This window comes from Streptomyces cinereoruber (assembly GCF_009299385.1).
GTDB classification, from domain to species: Bacteria; Actinomycetota; Actinomycetes; order Streptomycetales; family Streptomycetaceae; genus Streptomyces; species Streptomyces bikiniensis.
The window spans coordinates 1150075-1173366 of record NZ_CP023693.1 but is presented as its reverse complement, the minus strand read 5'-3'; the positions used below and the strand labels follow the sequence as shown (position 1 = coordinate 1173366).

Sequence of the window (23292 nt, the reverse complement as noted above, 5' to 3'; positions counted from 1 at the left end):
CAACCCTTCGTCAGCCGCCTGTGAAGGATGACCTGTCGGGTTCGGGCAGGCGAAGATGCCCGGCCGCTCTCGCGGCTTCACCCCAAGGGCCGGCCCCGCTGCGGAAACAGCGCGTACGGCCCGTACTGCTCGGGTCCTCCACTCCTGCCGATCCAATCCTGTCGACCAGGCGTCCGGGACGGCGGCAGGACTCGGCGTCCGCCCGGACCGCCCCGCCTCGGATGGCGGGGGCTTGTCGTCGGCAGGGATCTTGCCCCACAGCCTGGTCGAAATCCGAGTGGAAACGACGTTATGTGAGAGTCCTCACGACTGATCCATTCGGGTGGACAGGATGGTTTCGTGATCGTCGGAGGTTTGGCGGACGAGCCCCGCACCAGCGAAGGAGCGCCCGGTTCCGCCAGATGTGTACACCCCTTGCGCAACTCGCCCGGGTCATATGTCGACTCATCGACTCCACCGAACGGACGAGTGGTTCCGGCGCGCCGTGTCGGCCGTCCGGCCCTTGACACGACATGCCGGAATGTCAACTCCGCCGCTCCCGGGGGAGCGTGACCCGGCCCGCCCGCTGCTCCCCATCCAGCACCCGCAGGGCGCGCGCCAGGGTCTCCGCGTGCACCTCGCTCTCGCCCCGCGCGTGCATGAGCGCCAGGGCCTCACGCAGCTCCTCCGCACGCCCCACCAGGGCCTGAGCCGCCCTCAGGCCCCCATAGGTATGCGTACTCCTGGATGGATTGATTCTCCCCAGGAGGTCGACGACCGCAAGGCAGGCATCGACCACTTCGCCCTCGGCCCGCGTCAGGGCGGGCAGCGGCGGCGGTTCGGGAACCACGGCCCGCTCACCGCGCCGCGCCGCGGCGGCTCGTGACCACGTGCTCCACCAGCCCGTACGCGACGGCGGCCGGGGCGTCCAGGACCGTGGGGCGGTCGAGGTCGGCGGCGACCCGCTCGCTGCTCCGTCCGGTGTGCTCGGCGAGCAGTCCGGTCATCAGGGCGCGCCGGCGGTCCAGTTCGCGGGCCTGGACGCCGAGGTCGCTCGGCTGCCCGCGCAGGGGCTCCTCCATGGCGGGCTGCCGGAGCGTGACGCGGGCGCCGGGGAGCATCATCCGCTTGCCCGGGGTGCCGGCGGCGAGCAGGACGGCGGCGGTGGAGGCGGCCTGGCCCAGGCAGGTGGTGACCACGTCGCAGGCGAGCGTCCGGATCGTGTCGTGGATCGCGGTCATGGCGGTGACGGAGCCGCCGGGGGAGTTGATGTAGAGCGCGATGTCCTGGTCGGGTGCCGCGTACTCCAGGTACAGCAGTTGAGTGATCACGTCGGTGGACGAGATCCCCGTGACGCAAGCGCGAGCCGAGCTCGCGGACCTCATCAACCGCGTCGTGTACGGCGGTGAGCGCGTCGTCGTCACCCGCCACGGGGAGCCGCTCGTCGCCCTGGTGTCCGCCGCCGACCTGGACGTACTCGAAGGGGCCGCGCGGCCGGAGGAGGAGCAGGTCGTCCGCTCCGTGTCCGGCTTCCACTCCGCCGGCTCCGCTCCCGGGGAACAGGGGCACTTCGGCCTCGCCGCCCGTCACCGCGAGCCCGGCGCCCCGTGAGGCCCGCGAGGCCCGTCGGGTGACACCGGTCGGATGATCATGGGAACGCAAAGCCGGAGTTAACGAGCCGGAAAAACTTCCGCCCTAACGTGCAATGTCTCGCCGCGGGCCGCATCCAGGCAGTTCAACAGAGTGTTGACGGTCGGTAGGGTCCGCAGCTGTCCGGGTGCCGTCCCGGTCGACGACTGTGAGGTGGAAGAGTGCAACTGAGCCCGCACGAGCAGGAACGCCTGCTCATCCATGTGGCGGCGGACGTGGCCGAGAAGCGCAGGGCCCGGGGCGTACGGCTCAACCACCCCGAGGCCGTCGCCCTCCTGACCTCCCACATCCTGGAGGGCGCCCGCGACGGCCGGACCGTCGCCGAGCTGATGGCATCCGGCCGCAAGGTCCTCACCCGCGACGACGTCATGGAGGGCATCCCCGAGATGATCCACGACGTCCAGGTCGAGGCCACCTTCCCGGACGGCACCAAGCTCGTCACCGTCCACGACCCCATCGTCTGAACGGGCGCCGCCGATGATCCCCGGAGAGATCCTGTACGCGGACGGCCCCGTCGCCCTCAACGAAGGGCGCCCCGTCACCCGCCTCACCGTGCTCAACGCCGCCGACCGGCCCGTCCAGGTCGGCTCCCACTACCACTTCGCCGAGGTCAACCCCGGCCTGGAGTTCGACCGCGCCGCCGCGCACGGGCGGCGGCTGCACATCGCCGCCGGGACCGCCGTCCGCTTCGAGCCCGGCATCCCCGTCGAGGTCGAGCTCGTCCCGATCGGCGGCCGCCGGATCGTGCCCGGACTGCGCGGCGAGACCGCCGGCCCGCTCGACGCGACCCCGGCCGGTACGGACGGAGGCCCCCGTGCCTGAGCTGCACCGCGCCGTGTACGCCGACCTGTTCGGACCCACCACCGGCGACCGGATCCGCCTCGCCGACACCGACCTCCTCGTGGAGATCGAGGAGGACCGCTGCGGCGGCCCCGGCCGCGCCGGCGAAGAAGCCGTCTTCGGCGGCGGCAAGGTCGTCCGCGAGTCCATGGGGCAGGCCCGCACCACCCGCGCCGAGGGCGCCCCCGACACCGTGATCACCGGCGCCGTCGTCATCGACCACTGGGGGATCGTCAAGGCCGACATCGGCATCCGCGACGGGCGGATCACCGCCCTCGGCAAGGCCGGCAACCCCGACACCATGGACGGCGTCCACCCCGACCTCGTCATCGGCCCCGAGACCGAGATCGTCGTCGGCAACGGGCGGATCGTCACCGCCGGAGCCGTCGACGCCCACGTCCACTTCATCTCGCCGACCGTCGTCGAACAGGCCCTCGCCACCGGCGTCACCACCCTCGTCGGCGGCGGCACCGGACCCGCCGAGGGCACCAAGGCGACCACGATCACCCCCGGACCCTGGCACCTGGCCCGGATGTTCGAGGCCCTCGACACCTTCCCGGTCAACATCGGCCTCCTCGGCAAGGGCAACACCATGTCCCGCGAGGCCATGCACTCCCAACTGCGCGGCGGAGCCCTCGGATTCAAGATCCATGAGGACTGGGGCGCCACCCCGGCCGTCATCGACACCTGCCTGGACGTCTGCGAGGAGACCGGCGCCCAGCTCGCCATCCACACCGACACCCTCAACGAGGCCGGCTTCGTCGGCGACACCCTCGCCGCCATCGCCGGCCGCACCGTCCACGCGTACCACACCGAGGGCGCGGGCGGCGGGCACGCCCCCGACATCATCACCGTCGTCTCCGAGCCGCACGTCCTGCCCAGCTCCACCAACCCGACCCGGCCGCACACCGTCAACACCATCGAGGAACACCTCGACATGCTGATGGCCTGCCACCACCTCAACCCGGCCGTCCCCGAGGACCTCGCCTTCGCGGAGTCCCGCATCCGGCCCTCCACCATCGCCGCCGAGGACGTCCTGCACGACCTCGGAGCCATCTCGATCATCTCCTCCGACTCCCAGGCCATGGGCCGGATCGGCGAGGTGGTCATGCGGACCTGGCAGACCGCCCACGTCATGAAGAAGCGGCGCGGCGCCCTGCCCGGCGACGGCCGCGCCGACAACCACCGGGCCCGCCGGTACGTCGCCAAGTACACGATCAACCCGGCCGCCGCCCAGGGCATGGACCACCTCATCGGCTCCGTCGAGCCCGGCAAGCTCGCGGACCTGGTGCTCTGGGAGCCCGCCTTCTTCGGCGTGAAGCCGCTCGTCGTCATGAAGGGCGGCCAGATCGCGTACGCGCAGATGGGCGACGCCAACGCCTCCATCCCCACGCCCCAGCCGGTCCTGCCCCGCCCGATGTTCGGCGCGCTCGGCAAGGCCGCCGCGGCCGGCTCGTTCAACTTCGTCGCGGAAGCGGCGATCGAGGACGACCTGCCGCAACGCCTCGGCCTGCACAAGGAGTTCACCCCCATCCGGAGCACCCGGCGGGTCACCAAGGCCAACATGCGCGAGAACGACGCGCTGCCCCGGGTCGAGGTCGACGCGGACACCTTCACGGTGACCATCGACGGCGAGGCGGTCGAACCGGCCCCCGCCGCCGAACTGCCCATGGCCCAGAGATACTTCCTCTTCTGATGACGGCGCGATCTGCTTTGTTGGTGCTCGCCGACGGGCGGTTCCCCGCCGGCGGGCACGCCCACTCCGGCGGCGCCGAGGCCGCCGTCAAGGCCGGCCGGATCAAGGACGCCGACGACCTGGAGGACTTCTGCCGGGGCCGCCTGCACACCACGGGTCTCACCTCCGCCGGACTCGCCGCCGGAGCCGCGCACGGACTCGACCCGTACGCGCTCGACGCGGCGGCCGACGCCCGCACCCCCTCGCCCGCCCTGCGCGCCGCCGCCCGCAGGCTCGGCCGCCAGATGATGCGGGCCGCCCGCGCCGCCTGGCCGGACCCCGGGCTCGACGCCCTCGCGGCCGCCTTCCCGCGCGGCGCCCACCAGCCCGTCGTCCTGGGCGCCGCCGCCCGGGCCGCCGGGCTCGGCCCCGAGGACGCGGCGCACTGCGTCGCGTACGAGACGGTCGGCGGTCCCGCGACCGCGGTGGTGCGCCTCCTGGGTCTCGACCCCTACCGGGCCACCGCCGTCCTCGCCCGCCTCGCCCCCGACATGGACCGGTTGGCCGAGCGGGCGGCGGCCGCCGCCCGGGACGGGGTGGACGCCCTGCCGGCCGCCTCCGCGCCGCTGCTCGACCTCACCGCCGAACAGCACGCGTCCTGGCCGGTCCGCCTCTTCGCGTCCTGACGACCCGGCACCCCGTCCCCCTTCCGTGACACACGACCACCCCGGAGCCGCCCCATGCACCTCGGCCACGCCCACGCCCACCACGGCGCCGTCTCCGCCGACGCCCACCGTCCCGACGGCACCCGCCGCGCCCTGCGCGTCGGGCTCGGCGGGCCGGTCGGATCCGGCAAGACCGCCACCGTCGCCGCCCTCTGCCGCACCCTGCGCGACACCCTCTCGCTCGCCGTCGTCACCAACGACATCTACACCCGCGAGGACGCCGAGTTCCTGCTCCGCGAGGCCGTCCTGCCGCCCGAGCGCATCCGGGCCGTGGAGACCGGCGCCTGCCCGCACACCGCCATCCGCGACGACATCTCCGCCAACCTCGAAGCCGTCGAGGAACTGGAGGACGCCGTCGGGCCGCTCGACCTCATCCTCGTCGAGTCCGGCGGCGACAACCTCACCGCCACCTTCTCCAAGGGCCTCGTGGACGCCCAGGTCTTCGTCATCGACGTCGCCGGCGGCGACGACATCCCCCGCAAGGGCGGCCCCGGCGTCACCACCGCCGACCTCCTCGTCGTCAACAAGACCGACCTCGCCCCGTACGTCGGCTCCGACCTGGAGCGGATGGCCCGCGACGCGAAGGAGCAGCGCGGCGAACTGCCCGTCCTCTTCACCTCCCTGCGCTCGGCGGAGGGCGTCGGCCCCGTCGCCGACTGGGTCCGGACGCGGCTCGCGGCATGGACCGCGTGAGCCTGCGCGCCACCGCCCGGATCGCCGCCGACGCCGGCGGCGGGCTGCCGCTCCTGGTGAGCGACGGGCCGCTCGCCCTGCGCCGCACCAGGGCCCCGGAGCCGTACACCCGGGTCACCGTCGTCGGGGCGATGAGCGCCCCGCTCGGCGGCGACCGGCTCGCGATCGAGACGGCGGTACGGCCCGGGGCCCGGCTCCTGGTCGACGCGGCCGCCGCCACCCTCGCCCTGCCGGGCCGGAGCGCGGAGCCCGCCGCGTACGACGTCCGGATCGACGTCGCCGACGACGGCGTGCTCCGCTGGCTGCCCGAGCAGGTGGTCTCCGTCGAGGGCTCGCACCTGCGCATGCGGACCACCGTCGAACTCGCCCCCACCGCGCGGCTCGTGCTGCGCGAGGAGCAGGTCCTCGGCCGACACGGCGAGCCGCCCGGCACCCTCGCCACCCGTCTCACCGTCCGCCGCGCCGGGCGCCCCCTGCTCGACCAGGAACTGTCCTTCGGGCCCGGCGCCCCCGGCGGCTGGGACGGCGGCGCGGTCCTCGGCGGCCACCGGGCCACCGGGCAACTCCTGGTCGTGGACCCGGCGTTCGCGGATAAGCCGGTGGAGACCCGACTGCTCGGGGAGCACGCGGTGATCGCTCCGCTCGCGGGTCCCGCCGCCCTCGTCACCGCCGTGGCCCCGGACGCCCTGGTCCTGCGCCGCCTCCTCGACACCGCCCTGGCCGCCCTCGCCCCCTTCTGAACCGCCGACGACCGCGACCGGGCGGCTCACCGCTCAGCGGTGCGGCGTCTCCGGTTATGGGTTCGGCAAAGAAACGGTTGTTCACCCTTTCCTCCCCGGTCCCTCCGGCGAAAGGATCCCCTGGACCACCAACATCCGGCGCCACCACGGGAAACGGCGCCGTCCCCGGGGGAGGACCCATGAGACGTACGGCACTGCTCGGTTCGGCCGGAACGCTGATAGCGGGCGCGCTCGTCGCGGGCGCCCTCGCGGCTCCGGCGGCGAGTGCCCACAGCGACCGCGACCACCGCGACGCCGAGTCCATCGGCGTCGCCGTCGCCGCCGCCCGGGCCGCCGCCACGGGCATCGACTGGCAGGACTGTCCGGCCGACTGGGGCCTGGAGAAGCCCATCCAGTGCGGCTGGGTCACCGTGCCCGTCGACTACGCGAAGCCGAACGGCAAGAAGATCAAGCTCGCCGTGGACCGGATCGAGTCCACCGGCACCCCCGCCGAGCGCCAGGGCGCCCTGCTCTACAACCCCGGCGGCCCCGGCGCCTCCGGCCTGCGCTTCCCGCGCCGCGTCACCACCAAGAACGCCATCTGGGCGGGCGCCGCCAAGGCCTACGACTTCGTCGGCTTCGACCCGCGCGGCGTCGGCCACTCGGCCCCCATCTCCTGCGTCGACCCGACCGAGTTCGTCAAGGGCCCCAAGGCCGACCCGGTCCCCGACAGCGAGGCCGACAAGCGCGCCCAGCGCAAGCTCGCCGCCGAGTACGCCCGGGGCTGCGCCGAGAAGAGCGGCGCGATGCTGCCCTTCATGACCACGCCCAACAGCGCCCGCGACCTCGACGTCATCCGCGCCGCCCTCGGCGAGAGGAAGCTCAACTTCGTCGGCGTCTCCTACGGCACCTATCTCGGCGCGGTCTACGGCACCCTCTTCCCCACCCACGTCCGCCGCATGGTCCTCGACAGCGTCGTCAACCCCTCCCGGGACAAGATCTGGTACGAGGCCAACCTCGACCAGGACATCGCCTTCGAGGGGCGCCTCAAGGACTGGATGACCTGGGTCGCCCGCCACGACTCCACGTACCACCTCGGCGACACCTACACCGAGGTCCGCGCGCAGTGGGACGTGCTGCGCGCCGCCGCCAAGAAGAACCCGCTGGGCGGCAAGGTCGGACCGGCCGAGCTGATCGGCTTCTTCCAGAACGCGCCCTACTACGACTCCATGTGGGCCCCGGTCGCGGAGGCCTGGAGCGCGTACGCCGCCGGCGACCCGCAGCCGCTGATCGACGCGGCCGCCGCCGACCCCACCGACACGGCCGGCAACATCGCCTCGGAGAACGGCAACGCCGTCTACACCGCCGTCGAGTGCGCCGACGCCCCCTGGCCGACCAGCTGGAAGAAGTGGGACCGGGACAACACCCGCCTCCACCGGAACCACCCGTTCATGACCTGGGCCAACGCCTGGATGAACCTGCCCTGCGCGACCTGGTCCGCGCCGCGTCAGCGGCCGGTCGAGGTGAAGACCCACAAGGGCCTGCCGCCGGTGCTCATCGCCCAGGCCGAGCGCGACGCCGCCACCCCGTACGCCGGCGCCGTCGAGCTGCACAAGCGCTTCAAGGGCTCGCGCCTGATCACGGAGCGGGACGCCGGCTCGCACGGCATCACCACCCTGGTCAACCCGTGCCTCAACACCAAGGTCGAGGCCTACCTGCTGACCGGGAAGCTGGACGCCAGGGACCAGACCTGCGCCCCGCACGCCACCCCGCAGCCGTAACGGCACCGGCGCGGGGGTGGAGGGACCGTCCCTCCCTCCACCCCCGCGTCACCCGCGCGCCGCGAACCAGGCGTCCTCCGCCGCGTAGTCGAACCAGTCCACCCCGTACTTCGCGAGGTTCGGGAACGCCTCCCGCCACTCCCGCCCCTGCGCCCGCCCGGCCAGCCACTCCACCGTCTCCGGCAGCGAGTCGGCGTACGACACCACCGGCCGGTAGCCCAACTCCCGCTCCGCCGCCGCCATGTCGTAGACGATCGGGTGCTCCGCGGTCCACGGCGTGAGCCCCACCAGGCCCCCGGGCCCCTCCGGCGGCCCCTCGATCAGCACCCGTTCGCTCTCCACGCCCAGGACCGCGTCGATCGCGGCCCCGATCTCCGCCACCGTCGGCGCCTGCGGATCGGCGCCGTTGAGCACCCGGCTCCCCGGCCTCGCCGCCGCGAGGCGGACCAGCTCCGCCAGGTTGTCCACGTGCGCCGGATGGAACCGCGACCTCCCGCCGTACGCGAGGACCCGCACCGGCCGCCCGTCGAGCGCCCGCTTCACGAACCACAGCTCGCGCGGCCCCGGACAGTACGGCCCGTGGATCGCACCCGCCCGCAGCAGCGTCGTCGGCAACGCCCCGCCCGCCGCGAGCAACTCCCGCTCCAGGGCGACCTTCCGCGTGCCGTACGTGCCGTCGCCCGGCGCGACCGTCGGCCACTCCTCCGGGATCGGCACCGGATAGGCGGGGAAGCCGTCCGGCTCGTCCTGGGTGTCGAAGCTGCGCCCCCGGTCGTCCTCGTAGACGGCGCCGCTCGACACCACCACCGCCGAACCGATCCGGTCGGCGAGCCCCGTCAACTGCCGGGCGTGGCCCCGGTCGTACGCGACGATGTCCACGAGCACGTCGCAGCCGTCGCCGATCCCGGCCGCGAGCGCCCCCTCCTCGTTCCGGTCGAGCCGCACCGTCCGCACCCCGTCCGGCCACCCGTCGTCCCCGCCCCCGCCCCGCGAGGCGGCCGTCACCTCCCAGCCGTCCGCGGCGAGGGCCCGCACGGCCGCCCGCCCCACCTGTCCCGACGCACCCAGCACGAACGCGTGTCCCTTGGTCATGGTGGGGACGCTACGGTCGCCCGGCGCACGGGCCCAGAGGATTGCGCCGTGCGCGGATCCGCCCTCAGCGTTCCCCGCCGGGGAACTTTCCCGGCCCCTCGTCCGAAGGGCCTCCGGCCTCCGCGGCCTTCACCACCGCCGCGTACTCGTCCACGTACTCCTGCCCCGACAGGCGCAGGATCTCGTACATGATCTCGTCCGTGACCGCCCGGACCACCGCCTTCTCGCCCTCCTGCCCGGCGAACCGGGAGAAGTCCAGCGGCTCCCCGAACCGGATGGTGACCCGGCGGATCCGGGGCACGACCCGCCCCGGCGGCTGGATCTCGAAGGTCCCCACCATCGCGCAGGGCACCACCGGCACCCCGGCCCGCAGCGCCATCACCGCCACGCCCACCTTGCCCTTGTAGAGCCGCCCGTCGTGCGAGCGGGTCCCCTCGGGATAGATGCCGAGCAGCTCGCCCCGGCCGAGGACGCCGAGCCCCTCACGGATCGCCGCCTGCCCGGCCTCCTTGCCCGAGCGGTCCACCGGAATCTGCCCGGCGGCCCGGAAGAAGGCGGCCGTCAGGCGCCCCTTGAGGCCCGGACCCGTGAAGTACTCCTGCTTCGCCAGGAAGGTGATCCGCCGCTCCAGGACGGCCGGCATCAGGAAGTGGTCGGAGAAGGAGAGGTGGTTGCCCGCCACGATCGCCGCCCCCTCCGCCGGCACGTGTTCGAGGCCCTCGATCCGTGGCCGGAACAGCAGCTTGAGCAGCGGCCCGAGGAGCACGTACTTCATCAACTGGTAGAACACTCGCGACCCCGTTCACCCGTCCGACAGTCCGTCTGTCATCCGTTCGTCTTCCCGCCACGCCCGTTGTATCCGTGCGCGGGCCCGTGGTCCACTGGAGGGGGAGCGTCACCATGACGAACGGGTACGGAACGAACGGAACGAGACGCCCCGGCCGGATCCTCACCGCGTTCCTCTGCGCGCTGACGGCGGCCGGGCTGTACGGCTGCTCCGGCACGGCCACGCCCGACCCGGCCCCCACGGCCCCGGCCGGCCGCTCGCCCTTCACGGGCCTGCCCGCCGAGCCCGCTCCCGTCCTCGGCGTCAAGATCGACAACGCGGCGGCGGCCCGCCCCCACACCGGGCTCGGCACGGCCGACCTCGTCTACGTCGAACAGGTCGAGGGCGGCACCACCCGGCTCCTGGCCGTCTACTCCTCCCGCCTCCCCGAGCGCGTCGGACCCGTCCGCAGCGCCCGCGAGTCCGACATCTCCCTGCTCGCCGCCTTCGGCCGGCCCGCCCTCGCCTACTCCGGGGCGCAGACCGCCCTGAACCCGCTGCTCGCCGCCGCGCCGCTGTACCCGGTCACCGAGAGCACCGCACCCGGCGCCTTCCTGCGCTCCCCGGACCGGGCCGCCCCGCACAACCTCTACCTGCGCCCGGACCGCGCCCTCGCCGCCGCCCCGCAGGCCGGGGACGCCGAGGACATCGGCTTCCGCTTCGGCCCGGCCCCGCCGGACGGCACCCCGACCACCACCTCGACCGTCCGCTACCCGGCGGCCCGCTACACCTTCACCTGGTCCGCCGCCGACCGCGCCTGGCGGGTCGCCATGGACGGCCGCGAGACCCGCGCCACCGACAGCGGACCGCTCACCCCGGAGACGGTCGTCGTCCAGCGCGTCACCGTCCGCCCCTCCGACTTCCGCGACGTGACCGGCGCGGTCTCCCCGTACACCGAGACCGTCGGCGAGGGCAGCGCGACCGTCCTGCGCGACGGACGTGCCCACGAGGCCCGCTGGTCCCGCCCCTCCGACGCGTCCGGCACGACCTTCACCACCCCGGACGGGGCGCCCCTGGCCTTCGCGCCGGGGCAGGTCTGGATCGTCCTCGCGCCGCGCTGAGAAGGCGTACGGAGGTCAGATCCCCGTAGGACCCATCGGGCCCGTGGGACCGCTGGGCCCGGGGCGCTCCGGTGGGCGGCGGCGCGGACCGGCGGGGGCCGTCCCGCTCTCCGACGCGGCCACCCCGATCGTCACCACGATCAGCACCAGCAGACCGAACCAGAGCCAGCCGCTGCTGCCGAGCGCCACCGTGTACGCCGTCGTCAGCACCAGCGCGGCGCAGGTGAGCACCGTCATCGTCTTCGTGGGACCGGACATCAGCCCGCCCTCCTCCCGACCGAGGCGACCGAGGCCGCGGAAGCCGTCCCGACCATCGTCACCCGGCGGAGGGGGCGCGCGCTACTCCCCGGACGCTCCGGCGTGCGCCGGAAAACGCCTTCCGTACGGAGAACGGGCCCGGCGCCGCACCGGCACCGGACCCGTCCACGACCTTCCGGAGGTCAGTTCCCCCGCGCCCGGAGCGAGGCCAGGTACGCGTTGTACGCCTCCAGCTCCTTGTCCCCGTCCCGGTCGGCGGCCCGGTCCTTGCGGACCGCCTGCCGCTGCTCGGAGTGGTACCACTGGTAGACGAGCGCGATCAGGACCAGCACGGACGGGATCTCGCTGAACGCCCAGGCGATGCCGCCCGCCGCGTTCTGGTCGGAGAGCGCGTCGATCCCCAGCGAGGCCGGCGGGCTCGCGTACGCCTCGACCATCGGCTCCGAGGCCATCATCAGCGCGATGCCGAAGAAGGCGTGGAACGGCATGCCCGCGAACAGCTCCAGCATCCGCATCACGTACCCCGGCCGGTGCGGGCCCGGGTCCACGCCCATGATCGGCCAGAAGAACACCACGCCGACCATCAGGAAGTGCACCATCATCCCGATGTGCCCCGGCTTCGAGCCCATCAGGAAGTCGAAGAGCGGCGTGAAGTACAGCGCGTACAGGCTCGCGATGAACATCGGGATCGTGAAGCCGGGGTGCGTGATCACCTTCATGTACCGGCTGTGCAGCAGCTTCAGGAGCAGCTCGCGCGGCCCGGTCGAGCCCCGGCCCGCCACCGGCAGCGCCCGCAGCGCCAGGGTCACCGGCGCGCCCAGCAGCAGCAGGATCGGCGACAGCATGGAGATCACCATGTGCTGCACCATGTGCACGCTGAACATGACCATGCCGTAGTCGTTCAGCTTGGTGCACATCACGAGCGCGACCGTGAGGACGCCGACCGTGAAGAACACCGTCCGGCTCACCGGCCACGCGTCCCCGCGCCGCCGCAGCCGCGCCACGCCCCACCCGTACAGGCCGAGCGCCGCGAGGCAGCCGATCAGGAAGAAGAGGTCGGGAGAGAACTCCAGGCCCCGCCCCAGCGTGAACGGCGGCAGGTCCGTGGTCATGCCGTGCCCGCTGTGATCCATCCGTACACTCCTGGAGCCCGATTCGCGCTTGTTGTCCGCACCAGACTAGAACCGCCCCCGGCCGCGATCGCGACCGGGGGCGGGTGTCACGTACGGGGAGGCGTACGGTCACGCACGGGAGCCGTTCAGAGCACGCACTCGGCCTCGGCGTAGCGGTCGGCCGGGACCGTCTTGAGGGTCTCCACGGCCTTGGCCAGCGGGACCATCACGATGTCCGTGCCGCGCAGCGCGGTCAGCATGCCGAACTCGCCGCGGTGCGCCGCCTCCACCGCGTGCCAGCCGAAGCGGGTCGCGAGGACGCGGTCGTACGCGGTCGGGGTGCCGCCGCGCTGGACGTGGCCGAGGATGACCGGGCGGGCCTCCTTGCCGAGGCGGCGCTCCAGCTCCACGGAGAGCTGGTTGGCGACGCCGGTGAAGCGCTCGTGGCCGTAGATGTCGGTGCCGGCGGTCTTGAACTCCATGGAGCCCTCGCGCGGCTTCGCGCCCTCCGCGACCACCACGATCGCGAAGCGCTTGCCGTCGGCGAAGCGGGCGCCGACCCGGGAGGTCAGCTCGTCCATGTCGAAGGGGCGCTCGGGGACGACGATCGCGTGCGCGCCGGCCGCCATGCCGGAGTGCAGCGCTATCCAGCCGGTGTGGCGGCCCATGACCTCGACGACCAGGACCCGCTGGTGGGACTCGGCGGTGGTCTTCAGCCGGTCCAGGGCCTCGGTGGCCACGGTGACGGCCGTGTCGAAGCCGAAGGTGACGTCGGTGGAGGCGATGTCGTTGTCGATGGTCTTCGGGACGCCGACGATCGGCAGGCCCGCCTCGGAGAGCAGGTTCGCCGCCTTGAGGGTGCCCTCGCCGCCGATCGGGATGATGGCGTCGAGACCGAGGTCCGCGACGTGGCCCCGGGCCCGCTCGACGCCGTCCACCAGGTGCGCGGGCTGGACCCGCGAGGAGCCGAGGATGGTGCCGCCGCGGGCGAGGATGCCGCCCACCGCGTCCAGGTCCAGCTTGCGGTAGTCGCACTCCAGGAGGCCCTTCCACCCGTCGTGGAAGCCGATGACCTCGTCGCCGTGGTCCACCACGGCGCGGTGCACGACGGACCGGATGACAGCGTTCAGACCGGGGCAGTCTCCGCCGGAGGTGAGCACGCCAATGCGCATAGCCCAAAAACCTTTGCAACGTGGGCCGACTCCCGGACCACGTCGTCCGGCTGGATCCCCGCCACCCTATCGCCGCCGGGTGGCGGGGCCGAACCTGATGTCCGCCCAGTGGACAACGTACGTGTGTACGAGCGGTGCGGACGGACCGTGCGGGACGGTCAGGCGGGCTGCGTGGCCGCCGCGATGCGCTCGGCGCGCAGCGCCTCGTACCAGCGGTCGTCCGTCGGCGGCAGCGCGTTCACGTCGAGGGCCAGCTTCAGGAGCAGGTCCGCGATCTGGGGGTTGCGGGCCATGACGGGGCCGTGCATGTAGGTGCCGAAGACGGTGTCGTTGTACGCGCCCTCGGTGCCGTCGCCGGTGCCGTTGCCCTTGCCGAGGACGGTCCGGGCGAACGGCCGGGCCGTCGGGCCGAGGTGGGTGATGCCCTGGTGGTTCTCGAACCCGGTGAGCTGGGGCAGACCCAGGCGCGGGTCGATGTCCGCGAGGACGTCGCCGACGCACCGCTCGCCCTCGCCGCGGGTCGAGATCACGTCGATCAGCCCGAGGCCGGTCTCGCGCTCGCCGAGGTCGTTGATGAACTCGTGGCCCAGGATCTGGTAGCCGGCGCAGACCGAGAAGATGATCGCGCCGTTGGAGGCGGCCCGGCTCAGGCCGCCGTCGCGCCGCAGCCGCTCGGCCGCGAGCCGCTGCGGACGGTCCTCGCCGCCGCCGATCAGGTAGATGTCGCCCGAGGTCGGCACCGGCTGGTCGCTGCGGACGTCGACGCGCTCGACGCTGAGGCCGCGCTGCAGGGCGCGGCGCTCGACGACGAGGACGTTGCCCTGGTCGCCGTAGGTGCTGAGCAGGTCCGGGTAGACCCAGACCAGGCGCAGGCTGCTGTCACTCATGCTGCATGTCCTCTACGGGTCAGTTGCCGACGCGGCGGCGGACGTCCTGGAAGGCGGTGTAGTTGGCGATCAGCTCGATCTGCCCGGGCGGGGCCATCGCGACGGCCTCGTCGAGGGTCTCGCAGACGCGGAAGTCCACGCCCGCGACCTCCAGGCGGACCGCCAGGTCGAGCCGGCGGTCGCCGATCACCATGATCGGGTGGCCGGCGAGCCGGCCGTAGTCGACGTCCCACAGCCAGGAGGTGTCCGTGCCGTCGGCGCCGCGCGCGTTGACGGAGAGGATCACCGGCGCCGGCGGGCCGTCGATCAGCGAGAACGTCTCCAGCCAGCCGGCCGGGTTCTTCGCCAGGAGCAGACGCAGGTCGCGGTTCTGGAAGGAGACCACGTCGTAGCGGCCGGCGACGGCCTGCACCTGGTACATGCGCTCCAGGGCCACCTGCGGCGGCACCCCGAAGACGGCGGCGACGGCGGCCGAGGTGGTGGCGTTCGCCTTGTTGGCGCGGCCGGGGAGCTGGAGGCGGATCGGCCAGGCCGAGCCGTGCGGGTCGAGCACGTGGTCGCCGCTGAGCGCCCAGCTCGGCGCGGGGCGGCGGAAGCCGCACTCGCCGCAGAACCAGTCGTCGCCGGGGCGCTGCATGACACCGCCGCAGGCGGGGCAGGACCAGGCGTCGTCCTTCCACTCCTGGCCGGCGGCGACCCACACCACGTTGGGGGAGGAGGAGGCGGCCCACACGATCAGCGGGTCGTCGGCGTTGGCGATGACCACGGCCTTGGTGCCGTTGAGGCCCTCGCGCCACTTCTCGGCGAGCATCCGGGTCTCGGCGGCGCGGTCGAGCTGGTCGCGGGAGAGGTTGAGCAGCGCGATCGCCTTGGGCGTGGTGTCCCGGGCGACGCCCGCGAGGTACTTCTCGTCGACCTCGATCACGCCGTACTTGGAGTCCGAGCCGCCGGCGAGCGCCGAGGTGATGCCCGCGGGCATGTTCGCGCCCAGCGCGTTCGAGACGACGGGGCCGGCGGCGCGCAGCGCCTCCGCGATGAGCCGGGTCGTGGTCGTCTTGCCGTTGGTCGCCGACACCAGGACGACGTCCAGATGCTGGGCGAGGCGCCCGAGGAGGTCGGGGTCGAGCTTCAGCGCCACCCGGCCGCCGATCACCGATCCGCTTCCGCGACCCGCCGCCCGCGACACCGCGGCCGCGGCCCTGCCCGCCGTCACGGCCAGCTTGGCACGCGGCGACAGCGGCTCTGGATTACCGGGGTGTCCTGACATCGTTCTTGTTCCTCCTCGCGTCGGTCCGGGCTCAGCCTATCGAGATCCGGCCAGGAGCCCGAACAGCGGCACCGCCGAGCGATCGTACGAAACAGGCAGGTCACGGCGGACCGTACCCTTACCGGCATGCGAAACCGCCCCATCCCCGGCAGTTCCGGCCTGGTCCGAGCGATGACCCTGCTCGGCGCCCCCGTGCTGCACGCGCCCTGCGCGCCCGTCACCGACTTCGGACCCGAACTGGCCCGGCTCGTCGAGGACATGTTCGCCACGATGTACGCGGCGAACGGGGTGGGTCTGGCGGCGAACCAGGTGGGCGTGGGCCTGCGGGTCTTCGTGTACGACTGCCCCGACGACGAGGAGGTCCGCCACCTGGGGCACGTGGTGAACCCGCGCCTGGTGGAGGCGGACGGGGACGTGGTCAGGGGGCCGGAAGGGTGTCTCTCGCTGCCGGGTCTGGAGGCCCCGACGCCCCGGTTCGACCGCGCGGTGGTCGAGGGCGTGGACCTGGACGGGGCCCCGGTGCGGATCGAGGGCACGGGCTTCTTCGCCCGCTGCCTCCAGCACGAGGCCGACCACCTGGAGGGCGGGGTCTACGCGGACCACGTCACGGGGTGGCGGAGGTCACGTCTGCTGCGGGCGGTCCGGAAGCAGCCGTGGGGCGGTGGGGTGTCGGTACTGGAGGGTTGAGGGGTCGCCGGGGGGCCTCGGGCCAGGGGCTGGAAGCCCGGCCCGTCCGCGGGTCCTCAGAAACCCGGCCCGTCCGCGCGGTCGTCGGCCTCGGCCAGGCGGCCCCAGAGGAGGTCCGCCAGGCTGCGGACCAGCTCGGCGCGGGAGCAGGGGCGCTCGCCGAGCCACCAGTCGCCGGCCGCGTGCATCATGCCGACGATGCCGTGGCCCCAGATCCGGGCCTGGGCCTCGGCGCCCGGCCCCAGGTCGACGCGCTCGGCGATGACCTGGCCGAGCTCCTCGCCCATGCGGCGCAGCAGCGGGGCCGAGTGGCGGCCGACGTCGAAGCCCTGCTCGTTCTGGTGGGGCTCCTCGGCGGGGTGCATGAGGAAGCGGTAGACCTGCGGCATCGCCTCGATCGAGGCGAGGTAGGTGTCGAGGGTGGACTCGACCCGGCGGCGCCGGTCGGAGGGGGCGTCGAGCGCGGCCCGCAGGGCGTCGAGGAGCGCGTCGGTGTGCCGGGTGGCGAGGGCGCGGTAGAGGCCGCCCTTGTCGCCGAAGTGGCGGTAGAGGATCGGCTTGGTGATGCCGGCCTCGGCCGCGATCGCGTTCATGGAGGCCTTGGGGCCGTCCCGGAGCACCACCCGGTCCGCCGCCTCCAGCAGTTCGCGCCGCCGCTGCTCGGCGGGCGTCTGCTGGTCGGTGGTCCGGTGCGCGATGTCCATGTGCCTGTCTCCCCGGCCGTACGGTCTCGATCCCGCGGTTCCGTGCCCGGCGGCCCCGCGGTCCTGTGTGCTGTCTTTGTCGGGCCGTCGCAACGTAACACCCGGCCCGGCCCCGGTGCCGGTCGGGCCGAACGCCGCCGCGCAGGTTGACAGCCCCTACCCGGCGGTAACAGACTGCTGTTACCGCAAGTAACATACTGCTGGGAGGGAAAATGGGCGAGTTCACGTTCGAGCTCAACGAGGACCAGAAGCAGGTGCGCGACTGGCTCCACGGCTTCGCGGCCGATGTCATGCGTCCCGCGGCCGCCGAGTGGGACGAGCGTGAGGAGACCCCCTGGCCGATCATCCAGGAGGCGGCCAAGCTCGGAATCTACTCCCTCGACTTCTACGCCCAGCAGTTCTTCGACCCGACCGGCCTCGGCGTCCCCATGACCATGGAGGAGCTCTTCTGGGGCGACGCGGGCATCGCCCTCTCCATCGTGGGCACCGGCCTCGCCGCCGTCGGCGTCCTCGCCAACGGCACCGAGGAGCAGATCGGCACCTGGGTCCCGCAGATGTACGGCGACGCGAACGACGTCAAGGTCGCCGCCTTCTGCTCCTCCGAGCCCGACGCCGGCTCGGACGTCGCCTCCATGCGCACCCGGGCCGTGTACGACGAGGCCAAGGACGAGTGGGTCCTCAACGGCACCAAGACCTGGGCGACCAACGGCGGCATCGCCAACGTCCACGTCGTCGTCGCCGTCGTCGACCCGGAGCTCGGCTCCAAGGGCCACGCCTCCTTCATCGTGCCGCCGAACACCCCCGGCCTCTCCCAGGGCCAGAAGTTCCAGAAGCACGGCATCCGCGCCTCCCACACCGCCGAGGTCGTCCTGGAGGACGTCCGGATCCCCGGTCACTGCCTCCTGGGCGGCAAGGACAAGCTGGACGAGCGCCTCGCCCGCGCCCGGGAGAAGGCCAAGGCGGGCGGCGAGCGCGTGAAGAACGCCGCCATGGCCACCTTCGAGGCCTCCCGCCCCGCCGTCGGCGCCATGGCCGTCGGCACCGCCCGTGCCGCGTACGAGGTGGCCCTCGACTACGCGAAGACCCGCGTCCAGTTCGGCCGCCCGATCATCGAGAACCAGGGCGTCGCCTTCCAGCTCGCCGACATGGCCACCCGGATCGACGCGGCCCGCCTCCTGGTCTGGCGCGCCTCCTGGATGGCGACCGCCGGCAAGCCCTTCACCTCGGCCGAGGGCTCCATGTCCAAGCTGTACGCCAGCGAGGTCGCCAAGGACGTCACCGCCCGGGCCATCCAGATCCTCGGCGGCAACGGCTACACCCGCGAGTACCCGGTGGAGCGCATGCACCGCGACGCCGCCATCTACACCATCTTCGAGGGCACCAGTGAGATCCAGCGCCTGGTCATCAGCCGCACGATCGCCAAGTAGGCCCTGATCCGCCGGACAGACCCTAGGCCGGCCCACCGAGGCGTACGTCCGCCCCGCACCCCTTCCCGGGGTGCGGGGCGGACGCGTCAGAGCGGCCGGAGCACGTCCGCGACCGCGTCGAGCGCGGTCCGCCACGGGTAGCCGGCGGGGTCCTCCCCGCCAGGCTCGTACGGGACGAACCCTCCCTCGCCGTACAGGACCCGCACCCCGGCGCCCCGCAGGATCTCCAGGGAGAGGTCGAACCGGGGGTGCGCGGCGTACGCGGAGTTCACGCACGGCATCACCGCCGTGGGGATCCGCCTGCCGATGCCCTCGGCCACCACCCCGACCAGCCATGTGTCCGTGAGCCCGAGCGCCCACCGGTTGACCGTGTTGAAGGTGGCCGGCGCCACCACGATCGCATCCGGCTCCGGCCACGCGTCCGGCTGGCCGGGGAGCAGGTGGTCCCAGCGCACGGGGTGGCCGGTGAGCGCGGCGAGACCGTCGAGGGAGCCGACGAGCCAGCGGGCGGCCGTCGGCGTGAGGCCGAGGCACACGTCCCAGCCGTCGGCCTGCGCCTCCTCGACGACCCGTGCGACGTCGAAGACGGGTGAGGCGGCACTGCTGAACAGGTACAGGGTCCGATCGTTCATGACCACCATCCGATCACATGACGGTCGTACGAGAGCGAACTCGGTCCGGACTCAGCCCTTCCGCTTCTTGTCGCGCAGGTGCAGCGCGCGCAGCGCCGCCTCCAGGGCGAAGCGGTGATCGGGGTCGAGGAGCCGGTCGCCGAAGTGGTTGTCCAGGTTCCGCAGCCGGTAGCGGACCGTCTGGGCGTGCACGCCCAGCAGTTCGCCGACCTGCTCGGCCGGGGCCCGGGTGGAGACGTGCACCCGCAGGGTCTCGATCAGCCGGTCGCGCCGGCTGCCCGACAGGCCGTCGAGCGGGGCCAGTTCGCGCGCGGCGAGGTGGTGCGTGAGCGCCGGGTCGGACAGCAGCCACAACGTTGTCAGGTGCTCCTCGCAGCGCACGAGCGGCGCGTCCGGCACGATGCCGTCGTCGATGAGCTGGAGGACGCGCCGCGCCCAGCGGATGGAGTGGGCGGCCTGCGGCGGCGGCACGGTCAGGCCGACGACGGCGGGGGTGCCGGCCAGGGCGGATTCGAGCATCGCGAGGCGCTCGGCGGTGAGCGGGCCCGGAATGAGCAGGTGCGGCTGGGGGAGGCTGAGGTCGGCGAGGACGTCGCGGTCCAGGCCCGCCTGGACGAGCTCGGCGACCGGGGCCCGTAAGGCGACCATCGTGCACTCGGCGGGCAGTTCCCAGGAGGACTCCCGGCACAGCTCGGCGATGGTCGTCCGGGGCAGCGGCGGCCCGGCGAGCAGGAGGTGGAGGAGCTGTCTGCGCAGCGCCGCCGTGTCCGACATCGCGCGCCCCTGGACCATGGCGTGACCCTCGCGGGAAAGCGCTTCCAGCTCCTCGACGTAGGCGAAGAGGGCGTCCGCGAAGGCCAGGATGAGGGTGGGGGAGAGGTTGTACGTGCGCCCGATGCTCTTGGCCCGGCGCAGCGCGATGCGGGCGCCGAGGCGGTAGGCGCCCTGCAGGGTGTCGAGGTCGCGGCCCTCGTAGGCCTCCACCCGGCCGAACTTGCGCAGCAGCTCGTCGCGGAGGGCCGAGTTCGTCCCGGGGTCGGCGACCCGGTCCACGAAGGCCGCCAGGGCCTGCTCCACGCCCTGGCGGATCGCGTCCGAGTGGGGCCCGTTGAAGAGGTGGGCGTACACCGGGTAGGTCCGCTGGACCTCCACGCCGATCTCCTTGATGAGACCGGGGATCTCCGGCCTCATCAGCTCGGCGAACTCCCGGGGGAGCGGGTCGAGGGGTTCGCCGACGCTCGGCGGCTGTGCGATAGCGGGCATGGACCGATCCCTTGCTCTTCTGCGCGACCGGTGGGGGAACGGCGGTGCGGCGCCCCGCCCGGAGTACGGGGCGCCGCCACGACCGTCAGGTGCGTACCTGCGGGGACTGCTGAAGCTAGGACACCTGCTCGTTGCTGTACACAACTTGCGCAGGAGTTGGCGTCCCGGGGAGGGCGTGTGCCGCCGACTAGGCCGGTAATCGCCCCTGAGTGGCCGTTACTTGACGGCGGAGTGCCAGCTCTGGGAGAAGACCTTCCCGGCGTCGGGGGCGACGACGCCCGGCGCGTACAGGCCGGTCAGGTAGGTCTGGGTGTTGTTGAGGACGAGGCTGTTCTTCCCGGCGGGGGAGGGCAGGCCCGTCTTGAGGTTGACCGCGCCGTCGATCAGGCCGAACAGCCCGAGGCCGCAGCCGCTGGCGCCGGGGACGGCGAAGGTGTTGTCGCCCTGGGTGGAGCCGAGGAGGTTGATGCGGCTCAGGTCGCCCTCCTCGTTCGGGGTGCCGTCGGTGCCGAAGCGCTCCAGGCCGAACTCGGGCGCGGTGAAGTTGCGCGGACGCAGGAGGATCGGCTTCTCCTTCGTCCCGATGTAGCAGTTGCCGCCGAGGAACGGGTTCTCCAGGCGGATCCGGACCGGGAGGGTGACGATCGGCTGGTCGGTGAGGACGCCCGCGATCTGGTCGAAGTCCGAGGGGGAGCCGACCGACTCCATGGTGGCGGTGATCTTGTTGAGCTTCCCGTCGGAGAGCTGCTTGCAGATGCTGGTGATGAACGGGATGTCGCTCGGACACATCAGGCCGAGCAGGCCGCCGGGGACGGTGGCGGAGTCGGCGATGAGCGCGCCGGCGGGCGGGGCGACGACCGTGCTGGTGCCGTCGGCGTTCTGGACGACCCCCATCTGGAGGTTGGTCTTCCCGGTGGGCACCGTCGTCTTGCCCAGCTTGATGGAGCCGCTGAGCGAGAAGGAGACGACGCACTGCGGCGACCTGTCGAGGCCGTCGGTGGCGAGCATCGCGGGGGCGTCGACGGGGCAGCGGGTGGACGGGCCCCAGCCGCCGTTCAGTTCGGGGGCGGCGGCGGTCGCCGTGCCCATGGAGGCGAAGGCGCCGAGGGCGGTGAGGGCGGAGACGGTGGCCAGCTTCGTGCGGGCGGGGACGAGGGGCATGGCGGAGGCCTTTCTGGCGGAAGGGGACGGGGCGGGGCGGGTCAGCGCTCGGGCTTGGGGATCACGAGGGGCTGGGAGTCCTCGGTGCACTCGGCCGGGTTCCAGGCGTCGGGGTCGACGGCACAGGCCTGGCCCTGCGTCTGCTTCACGTAGTTGCCGGGGCCGGAGATGGAGGCGGTGAGGAGCCGGTCGAGGTTCTCTCCATTGGCACCGCAGCCCTTGAAGGCCGGAATGGTCGTCTCGCCGGTGAGCGGGCCGCCGCTGGAGAGCAGGTAGCCGACGGCGTCGGTGCCGTTGACGAGTCGTCCCTTCCCCTGGAGCACCAGATGCTTCCCGGGGTGCCGGGAGGGGTCGGGATCGGTGGAGGTGAGCGGCTCCGCCGTACGGCAGGAGGGGCCCACGTCCAGTGCGACGCCGTTGACCTCGACGTCGAGGACGCGCAGGACGAGTGGTGCCCGGACCACGGTGTCCGTGGAGTTCGAGAAGTCCGACATGAAGATGCGCAGGAGCGCTTCGATCGTGATGGGGCCGGCCTGTTCCAGGACCATGGTCGCCGTGACCGGCTGGAAGTCGAAGGACAGGAAGGTGGAGGTGAAGGGCGGGGTCTGCTTGCGCCCCTGGTAGGACAGGTTGGCCGTCGACGGGACGAAGAAGTGCATCTCGTCCGTCGGAGGGGGATAGGGCGGCTCCCCCGAGAGGCCCTGTTCGATCAGCATGCAGGACACCGGGAGGAGCGAGGCGCCTTTCTGTTTCCGCACGTTGCTGTAGCCGGTGACGTAGGCGGACAGCGACGTGGGCGTCGGATTCTCGGTCAGGCAGGGGGGCGCGGCCGGCCGGTCCGCCGGTGCGGGGGACGCGGTCCCGTCGTCCGCCCGCGGGCCGACCCGCGGACCCTTCGGGGCCCCGCTCGCCCCGTTCGCGGTCTCCGGCTCCGCCGGGGTCGTCCGGTCCGGCGGAAGCGACGGCACGGGCGGGCCGGACGAGGAGGCGGACGGCGAAGGGGCGGCCGGTGACGTGGGAAGGGGGGTCGGTTCCGGGGTGGGGGCGTCCGCGCCGACCGGGAGGGTGACGAGCCGCGTGCGCTCCCCGGCGTCCGGGCCGGGGGCGCAGGTGACGGAGAGGGACGCGGGGGTGGTGGCCGCGCCGTCGGCCGTGCTCGGGGCGAGGTCGACGGCGAACGCCCCGGCGACGAGGGTCAGATCGCCGGGGACGTCCGTCGTCAGGGAGGGGACGTCACCGGTCGTGGTGAGCACGAGGGGCCCTTCGGCGGGCACGGCGACGGGCTGCGACGTACCGCTCCACACGGCTTCCGCGCGCTGCTCCCGCTGCGCCACGCCGACCGCGAGCCGTGTCTCCGCCCGTACGGTGGCGGCCTTGGGCGCGGTGAGGTCGGCCACGGCCCCGGCGGGGAGCTCCACCGTCGTGGTGACGTCGACGGGGCGTATCTCCTCGCCCACGGCCGCCCGTTCGGGGAAGGCCGCCGTGATCCGTACCGTCGCGGGCTGCTGTCCCGAAGGCAGGGTGCAGACGTAGGGCAGGGCGGTGTCGACCTTCAGCGTCCCCACGGCGACGGCCGAGGCCGGGAGCAGGGGGGCGAGCGCCACGAACGCGGCGATCGTCGCGCCGCGCGCGCGGACGCGGACGCGGGGGGATCGGGTGGTGGGCCCGGGGCCTCTCATCT

At 73.0% G+C, this 23292-nt stretch carries 25 protein-coding genes and 1 riboswitch; of the genes, 11 read left to right on the top strand and 14 right to left on the bottom strand.

Features of this window, described 5'->3' with window-relative positions; all coding sequences use genetic code 11:
* Positions 1 to 131, bottom strand: a riboswitch (cyclic di-AMP (ydaO/yuaA leader).
* A gap of 392 nt (positions 132 to 523) precedes the next feature.
* Together CP977_RS05135 and CP977_RS05130 are read right to left on the bottom strand one after the other, a co-directional pair.
* Entirely contained in the window at positions 524 to 829 is a 306-nt protein-coding gene (locus tag CP977_RS05135) for a hypothetical protein (RefSeq protein WP_062757999.1), read from the bottom strand.
* Between the two features lie 7 nt (positions 830 to 836).
* The gene (locus tag CP977_RS05130) at positions 837 to 1403 is read right to left on the bottom strand and encodes a ClpP family protease (protein WP_372460739.1); all 567 of its coding nucleotides are present in this window, start codon (positions 1401 to 1403) and stop codon (positions 837 to 839) included.
* On the opposite strand from CP977_RS05130, the gene CP977_RS05125 reads away from it, so the two are divergent.
* The 8 genes from CP977_RS05125 to CP977_RS05090 all read left to right on the top strand — a co-directional run bounded on the left by CP977_RS05125 (position 1330) and on the right by CP977_RS05090 (position 8062).
* On the top strand, positions 1330 to 1590 hold the full coding sequence (locus tag CP977_RS05125; protein ID WP_229991536.1) for a type II toxin-antitoxin system Phd/YefM family antitoxin: 261 nt from the start codon (positions 1330 to 1332) through the stop codon (positions 1588 to 1590). The two genes, CP977_RS05130 and CP977_RS05125, sit on opposite strands and share 74 nt — an antisense overlap.
* 200 nt (positions 1591 to 1790) lie before the next feature.
* Positions 1791 to 2093 (top strand): urease subunit gamma, encoded by a 303-nt coding sequence (locus tag CP977_RS05120; protein ID WP_030214289.1) that lies wholly within the window; start codon positions 1791 to 1793, stop codon positions 2091 to 2093.
* 13 nt (positions 2094 to 2106) lie between these two features.
* On the top strand, positions 2107 to 2451 hold the full coding sequence (locus CP977_RS05115) for an urease subunit beta (protein ID WP_152369691.1): 345 nt from the start codon (positions 2107 to 2109) through the stop codon (positions 2449 to 2451).
* Positions 2444 to 4165 (top strand): urease subunit alpha, encoded by a 1722-nt coding sequence (locus CP977_RS05110; protein ID WP_152369690.1) that lies wholly within the window; start codon positions 2444 to 2446, stop codon positions 4163 to 4165. Before CP977_RS05115 ends, CP977_RS05110 begins: the two co-directional genes overlap by 8 nt.
* Positions 4165 to 4830: an urease accessory protein UreF gene (locus tag CP977_RS05105; RefSeq protein ID WP_152369689.1), complete on the top strand. Its 666-nt coding sequence runs from the start codon at positions 4165 to 4167 to the stop codon at positions 4828 to 4830. The genes CP977_RS05110 and CP977_RS05105 overlap by 1 nt, the downstream gene beginning before the upstream one ends.
* Before the next feature lie 54 nt (positions 4831 to 4884).
* Entirely contained in the window at positions 4885 to 5562 is a 678-nt protein-coding gene (gene ureG, locus CP977_RS05100) for an urease accessory protein UreG (RefSeq protein ID WP_062757988.1), read from the top strand.
* The gene (locus CP977_RS05095) at positions 5559 to 6302 is read left to right on the top strand and encodes an urease accessory protein UreD (RefSeq protein WP_152371509.1); all 744 of its coding nucleotides are present in this window, start codon (positions 5559 to 5561) and stop codon (positions 6300 to 6302) included. Before ureG ends, CP977_RS05095 begins: the two co-directional genes overlap by 4 nt.
* 179 nt (positions 6303 to 6481) lie before the next feature.
* Positions 6482 to 8062 carry an alpha/beta hydrolase gene (locus CP977_RS05090; protein ID WP_062757986.1) on the top strand — a complete coding sequence of 527 codons (1581 nt, stop codon included), beginning with the start codon at positions 6482 to 6484 and terminating at the stop codon, positions 8060 to 8062.
* A gap of 48 nt (positions 8063 to 8110) precedes the next feature.
* Here CP977_RS05090 and CP977_RS05085 read toward each other — a convergent pair whose 3' ends face one another.
* Complete coding sequence (locus tag CP977_RS05085; RefSeq protein ID WP_183953348.1) at positions 8111 to 9154, bottom strand: NAD-dependent epimerase/dehydratase family protein; 1044 nt, start codon at positions 9152 to 9154, stop codon at positions 8111 to 8113.
* A 64-nt stretch (positions 9155 to 9218) separates the two neighbouring features.
* Positions 9219 to 9944, bottom strand: coding sequence for a lysophospholipid acyltransferase family protein (locus CP977_RS05080; protein WP_152369688.1), 726 nt, complete (start codon positions 9942 to 9944; stop codon positions 9219 to 9221).
* Between the two features lie 110 nt (positions 9945 to 10054).
* Here CP977_RS05080 and CP977_RS05075 point away from each other — a divergent pair, with 110 nt between their 5' ends.
* Positions 10055 to 11041 carry a DUF3048 domain-containing protein gene (locus CP977_RS05075; RefSeq protein ID WP_062757980.1) on the top strand — a complete coding sequence of 329 codons (987 nt, stop codon included), beginning with the start codon at positions 10055 to 10057 and terminating at the stop codon, positions 11039 to 11041.
* Positions 11042 to 11056: 15 nt separating this feature from the next.
* Here CP977_RS05075 and CP977_RS05070 read toward each other — a convergent pair whose 3' ends face one another.
* The 5 genes from CP977_RS05070 to CP977_RS05050 form a co-directional block, all read right to left on the bottom strand.
* Entirely contained in the window at positions 11057 to 11299 is a 243-nt protein-coding gene (locus CP977_RS05070) for a hypothetical protein (protein ID WP_062757978.1), read from the bottom strand.
* Positions 11300 to 11481: 182 nt separating this feature from the next.
* Entirely contained in the window at positions 11482 to 12432 is a 951-nt protein-coding gene (locus tag CP977_RS05065; protein WP_062757976.1) for a cytochrome c oxidase assembly protein, read from the bottom strand.
* Between the two features lie 125 nt (positions 12433 to 12557).
* Positions 12558 to 13583, bottom strand: a complete 1026-nt coding sequence (locus CP977_RS05060; RefSeq protein ID WP_062757974.1) for a 6-phosphofructokinase — start codon at positions 13581 to 13583, stop codon at positions 12558 to 12560.
* A gap of 158 nt (positions 13584 to 13741) precedes the next feature.
* The gene (locus CP977_RS05055; RefSeq protein ID WP_062757972.1) at positions 13742 to 14470 is read right to left on the bottom strand and encodes a type 1 glutamine amidotransferase; all 729 of its coding nucleotides are present in this window, start codon (positions 14468 to 14470) and stop codon (positions 13742 to 13744) included.
* Positions 14471 to 14489: 19 nt separating this feature from the next.
* Entirely contained in the window at positions 14490 to 15737 is a 1248-nt protein-coding gene (locus tag CP977_RS05050; protein WP_062757970.1) for a Mur ligase family protein, read from the bottom strand.
* Positions 15738 to 15863: 126 nt separating this feature from the next.
* On the opposite strand from CP977_RS05050, the gene def reads away from it, so the two are divergent.
* Positions 15864 to 16424: a peptide deformylase gene (gene def, locus CP977_RS05045; protein ID WP_062757967.1), complete on the top strand. Its 561-nt coding sequence runs from the start codon at positions 15864 to 15866 to the stop codon at positions 16422 to 16424.
* A 56-nt stretch (positions 16425 to 16480) separates the two neighbouring features.
* On the opposite strand, the gene CP977_RS05040 is transcribed toward def, so the two are convergent.
* The gene (locus tag CP977_RS05040; protein WP_062757965.1) at positions 16481 to 17128 is read right to left on the bottom strand and encodes a TetR/AcrR family transcriptional regulator; all 648 of its coding nucleotides are present in this window, start codon (positions 17126 to 17128) and stop codon (positions 16481 to 16483) included.
* Between the two features lie 212 nt (positions 17129 to 17340).
* On the opposite strand from CP977_RS05040, the gene CP977_RS05035 reads away from it, so the two are divergent.
* On the top strand, positions 17341 to 18555 hold the full coding sequence (locus CP977_RS05035) for an acyl-CoA dehydrogenase family protein (protein ID WP_062757963.1): 1215 nt from the start codon (positions 17341 to 17343) through the stop codon (positions 18553 to 18555).
* Positions 18556 to 18641: 86 nt separating this feature from the next.
* Here the strand turns inward: CP977_RS05035 and CP977_RS05030 are convergent, their stop codons facing one another.
* The 4 genes from CP977_RS05030 to CP977_RS05015 form a co-directional block, all read right to left on the bottom strand.
* The gene (locus tag CP977_RS05030; protein ID WP_062759243.1) at positions 18642 to 19187 is read right to left on the bottom strand and encodes a flavoprotein; all 546 of its coding nucleotides are present in this window, start codon (positions 19185 to 19187) and stop codon (positions 18642 to 18644) included.
* A 51-nt stretch (positions 19188 to 19238) separates the two neighbouring features.
* A complete protein-coding gene (locus CP977_RS05025) occupies positions 19239 to 20450 on the bottom strand; it encodes a PucR-like N-terminal domain-containing protein (protein ID WP_062757961.1) in 1212 nt (403 codons plus the stop codon).
* A gap of 216 nt (positions 20451 to 20666) precedes the next feature.
* The gene (locus tag CP977_RS05020; protein WP_062757959.1) at positions 20667 to 21611 is read right to left on the bottom strand and encodes a hypothetical protein; all 945 of its coding nucleotides are present in this window, start codon (positions 21609 to 21611) and stop codon (positions 20667 to 20669) included.
* 41 nt (positions 21612 to 21652) lie between these two features.
* Complete coding sequence (locus CP977_RS05015; RefSeq protein WP_152369687.1) at positions 21653 to 23290, bottom strand: DUF6801 domain-containing protein; 1638 nt, start codon at positions 23288 to 23290, stop codon at positions 21653 to 21655.
* Positions 23291 to 23292 lie beyond the last annotated feature (2 nt).

Bases quoted from the DNA above. Each gene is read 5' to 3' on its own strand.
- CP977_RS05115 (WP_152369691.1), top strand. From the start codon at position 2,107: ATGATCCCCGGAGAGATCCTGTACGCGGACGGCCCCGTCGCCCTCAAC.
- CP977_RS05105 (WP_152369689.1), top strand. From the start codon at position 4,165: ATGACGGCGCGATCTGCTTTGTTGGTGCTCGCCGACGGGCGGTTCCCC.
- ureG (WP_062757988.1), top strand. From the start codon at position 4,885: ATGCACCTCGGCCACGCCCACGCCCACCACGGCGCCGTCTCCGCCGAC.
- CP977_RS05090 (WP_062757986.1), top strand. From the start codon at position 6,482: ATGAGACGTACGGCACTGCTCGGTTCGGCCGGAACGCTGATAGCGGGC.
- CP977_RS05085 (WP_183953348.1), bottom strand. From the start codon at position 9,154: ATGACCAAGGGACACGCGTTCGTGCTGGGTGCGTCGGGACAGGTGGGG.
- CP977_RS05075 (WP_062757980.1), top strand. From the start codon at position 10,055: ATGACGAACGGGTACGGAACGAACGGAACGAGACGCCCCGGCCGGATC.
- CP977_RS05070 (WP_062757978.1), bottom strand. From the start codon at position 11,299: ATGTCCGGTCCCACGAAGACGATGACGGTGCTCACCTGCGCCGCGCTG.
- CP977_RS05065 (WP_062757976.1), bottom strand. From the start codon at position 12,432: ATGGATCACAGCGGGCACGGCATGACCACGGACCTGCCGCCGTTCACG.
- CP977_RS05060 (WP_062757974.1), bottom strand. From the start codon at position 13,583: ATGCGCATTGGCGTGCTCACCTCCGGCGGAGACTGCCCCGGTCTGAAC.
- CP977_RS05055 (WP_062757972.1), bottom strand. From the start codon at position 14,470: ATGAGTGACAGCAGCCTGCGCCTGGTCTGGGTCTACCCGGACCTGCTC.
- CP977_RS05050 (WP_062757970.1), bottom strand. From the start codon at position 15,737: ATGTCAGGACACCCCGGTAATCCAGAGCCGCTGTCGCCGCGTGCCAAG.
- def (WP_062757967.1), top strand. From the start codon at position 15,864: ATGCGAAACCGCCCCATCCCCGGCAGTTCCGGCCTGGTCCGAGCGATG.
- CP977_RS05040 (WP_062757965.1), bottom strand. From the start codon at position 17,128: ATGGACATCGCGCACCGGACCACCGACCAGCAGACGCCCGCCGAGCAG.
- CP977_RS05035 (WP_062757963.1), top strand. From the start codon at position 17,341: ATGGGCGAGTTCACGTTCGAGCTCAACGAGGACCAGAAGCAGGTGCGC.
- CP977_RS05030 (WP_062759243.1), bottom strand. From the start codon at position 19,187: ATGAACGATCGGACCCTGTACCTGTTCAGCAGTGCCGCCTCACCCGTC.
- CP977_RS05025 (WP_062757961.1), bottom strand. From the start codon at position 20,450: ATGCCCGCTATCGCACAGCCGCCGAGCGTCGGCGAACCCCTCGACCCG.
- CP977_RS05020 (WP_062757959.1), bottom strand. From the start codon at position 21,611: ATGCCCCTCGTCCCCGCCCGCACGAAGCTGGCCACCGTCTCCGCCCTC.
- CP977_RS05015 (WP_152369687.1), bottom strand. From the start codon at position 23,290: ATGAGAGGCCCCGGGCCCACCACCCGATCCCCCCGCGTCCGCGTCCGC.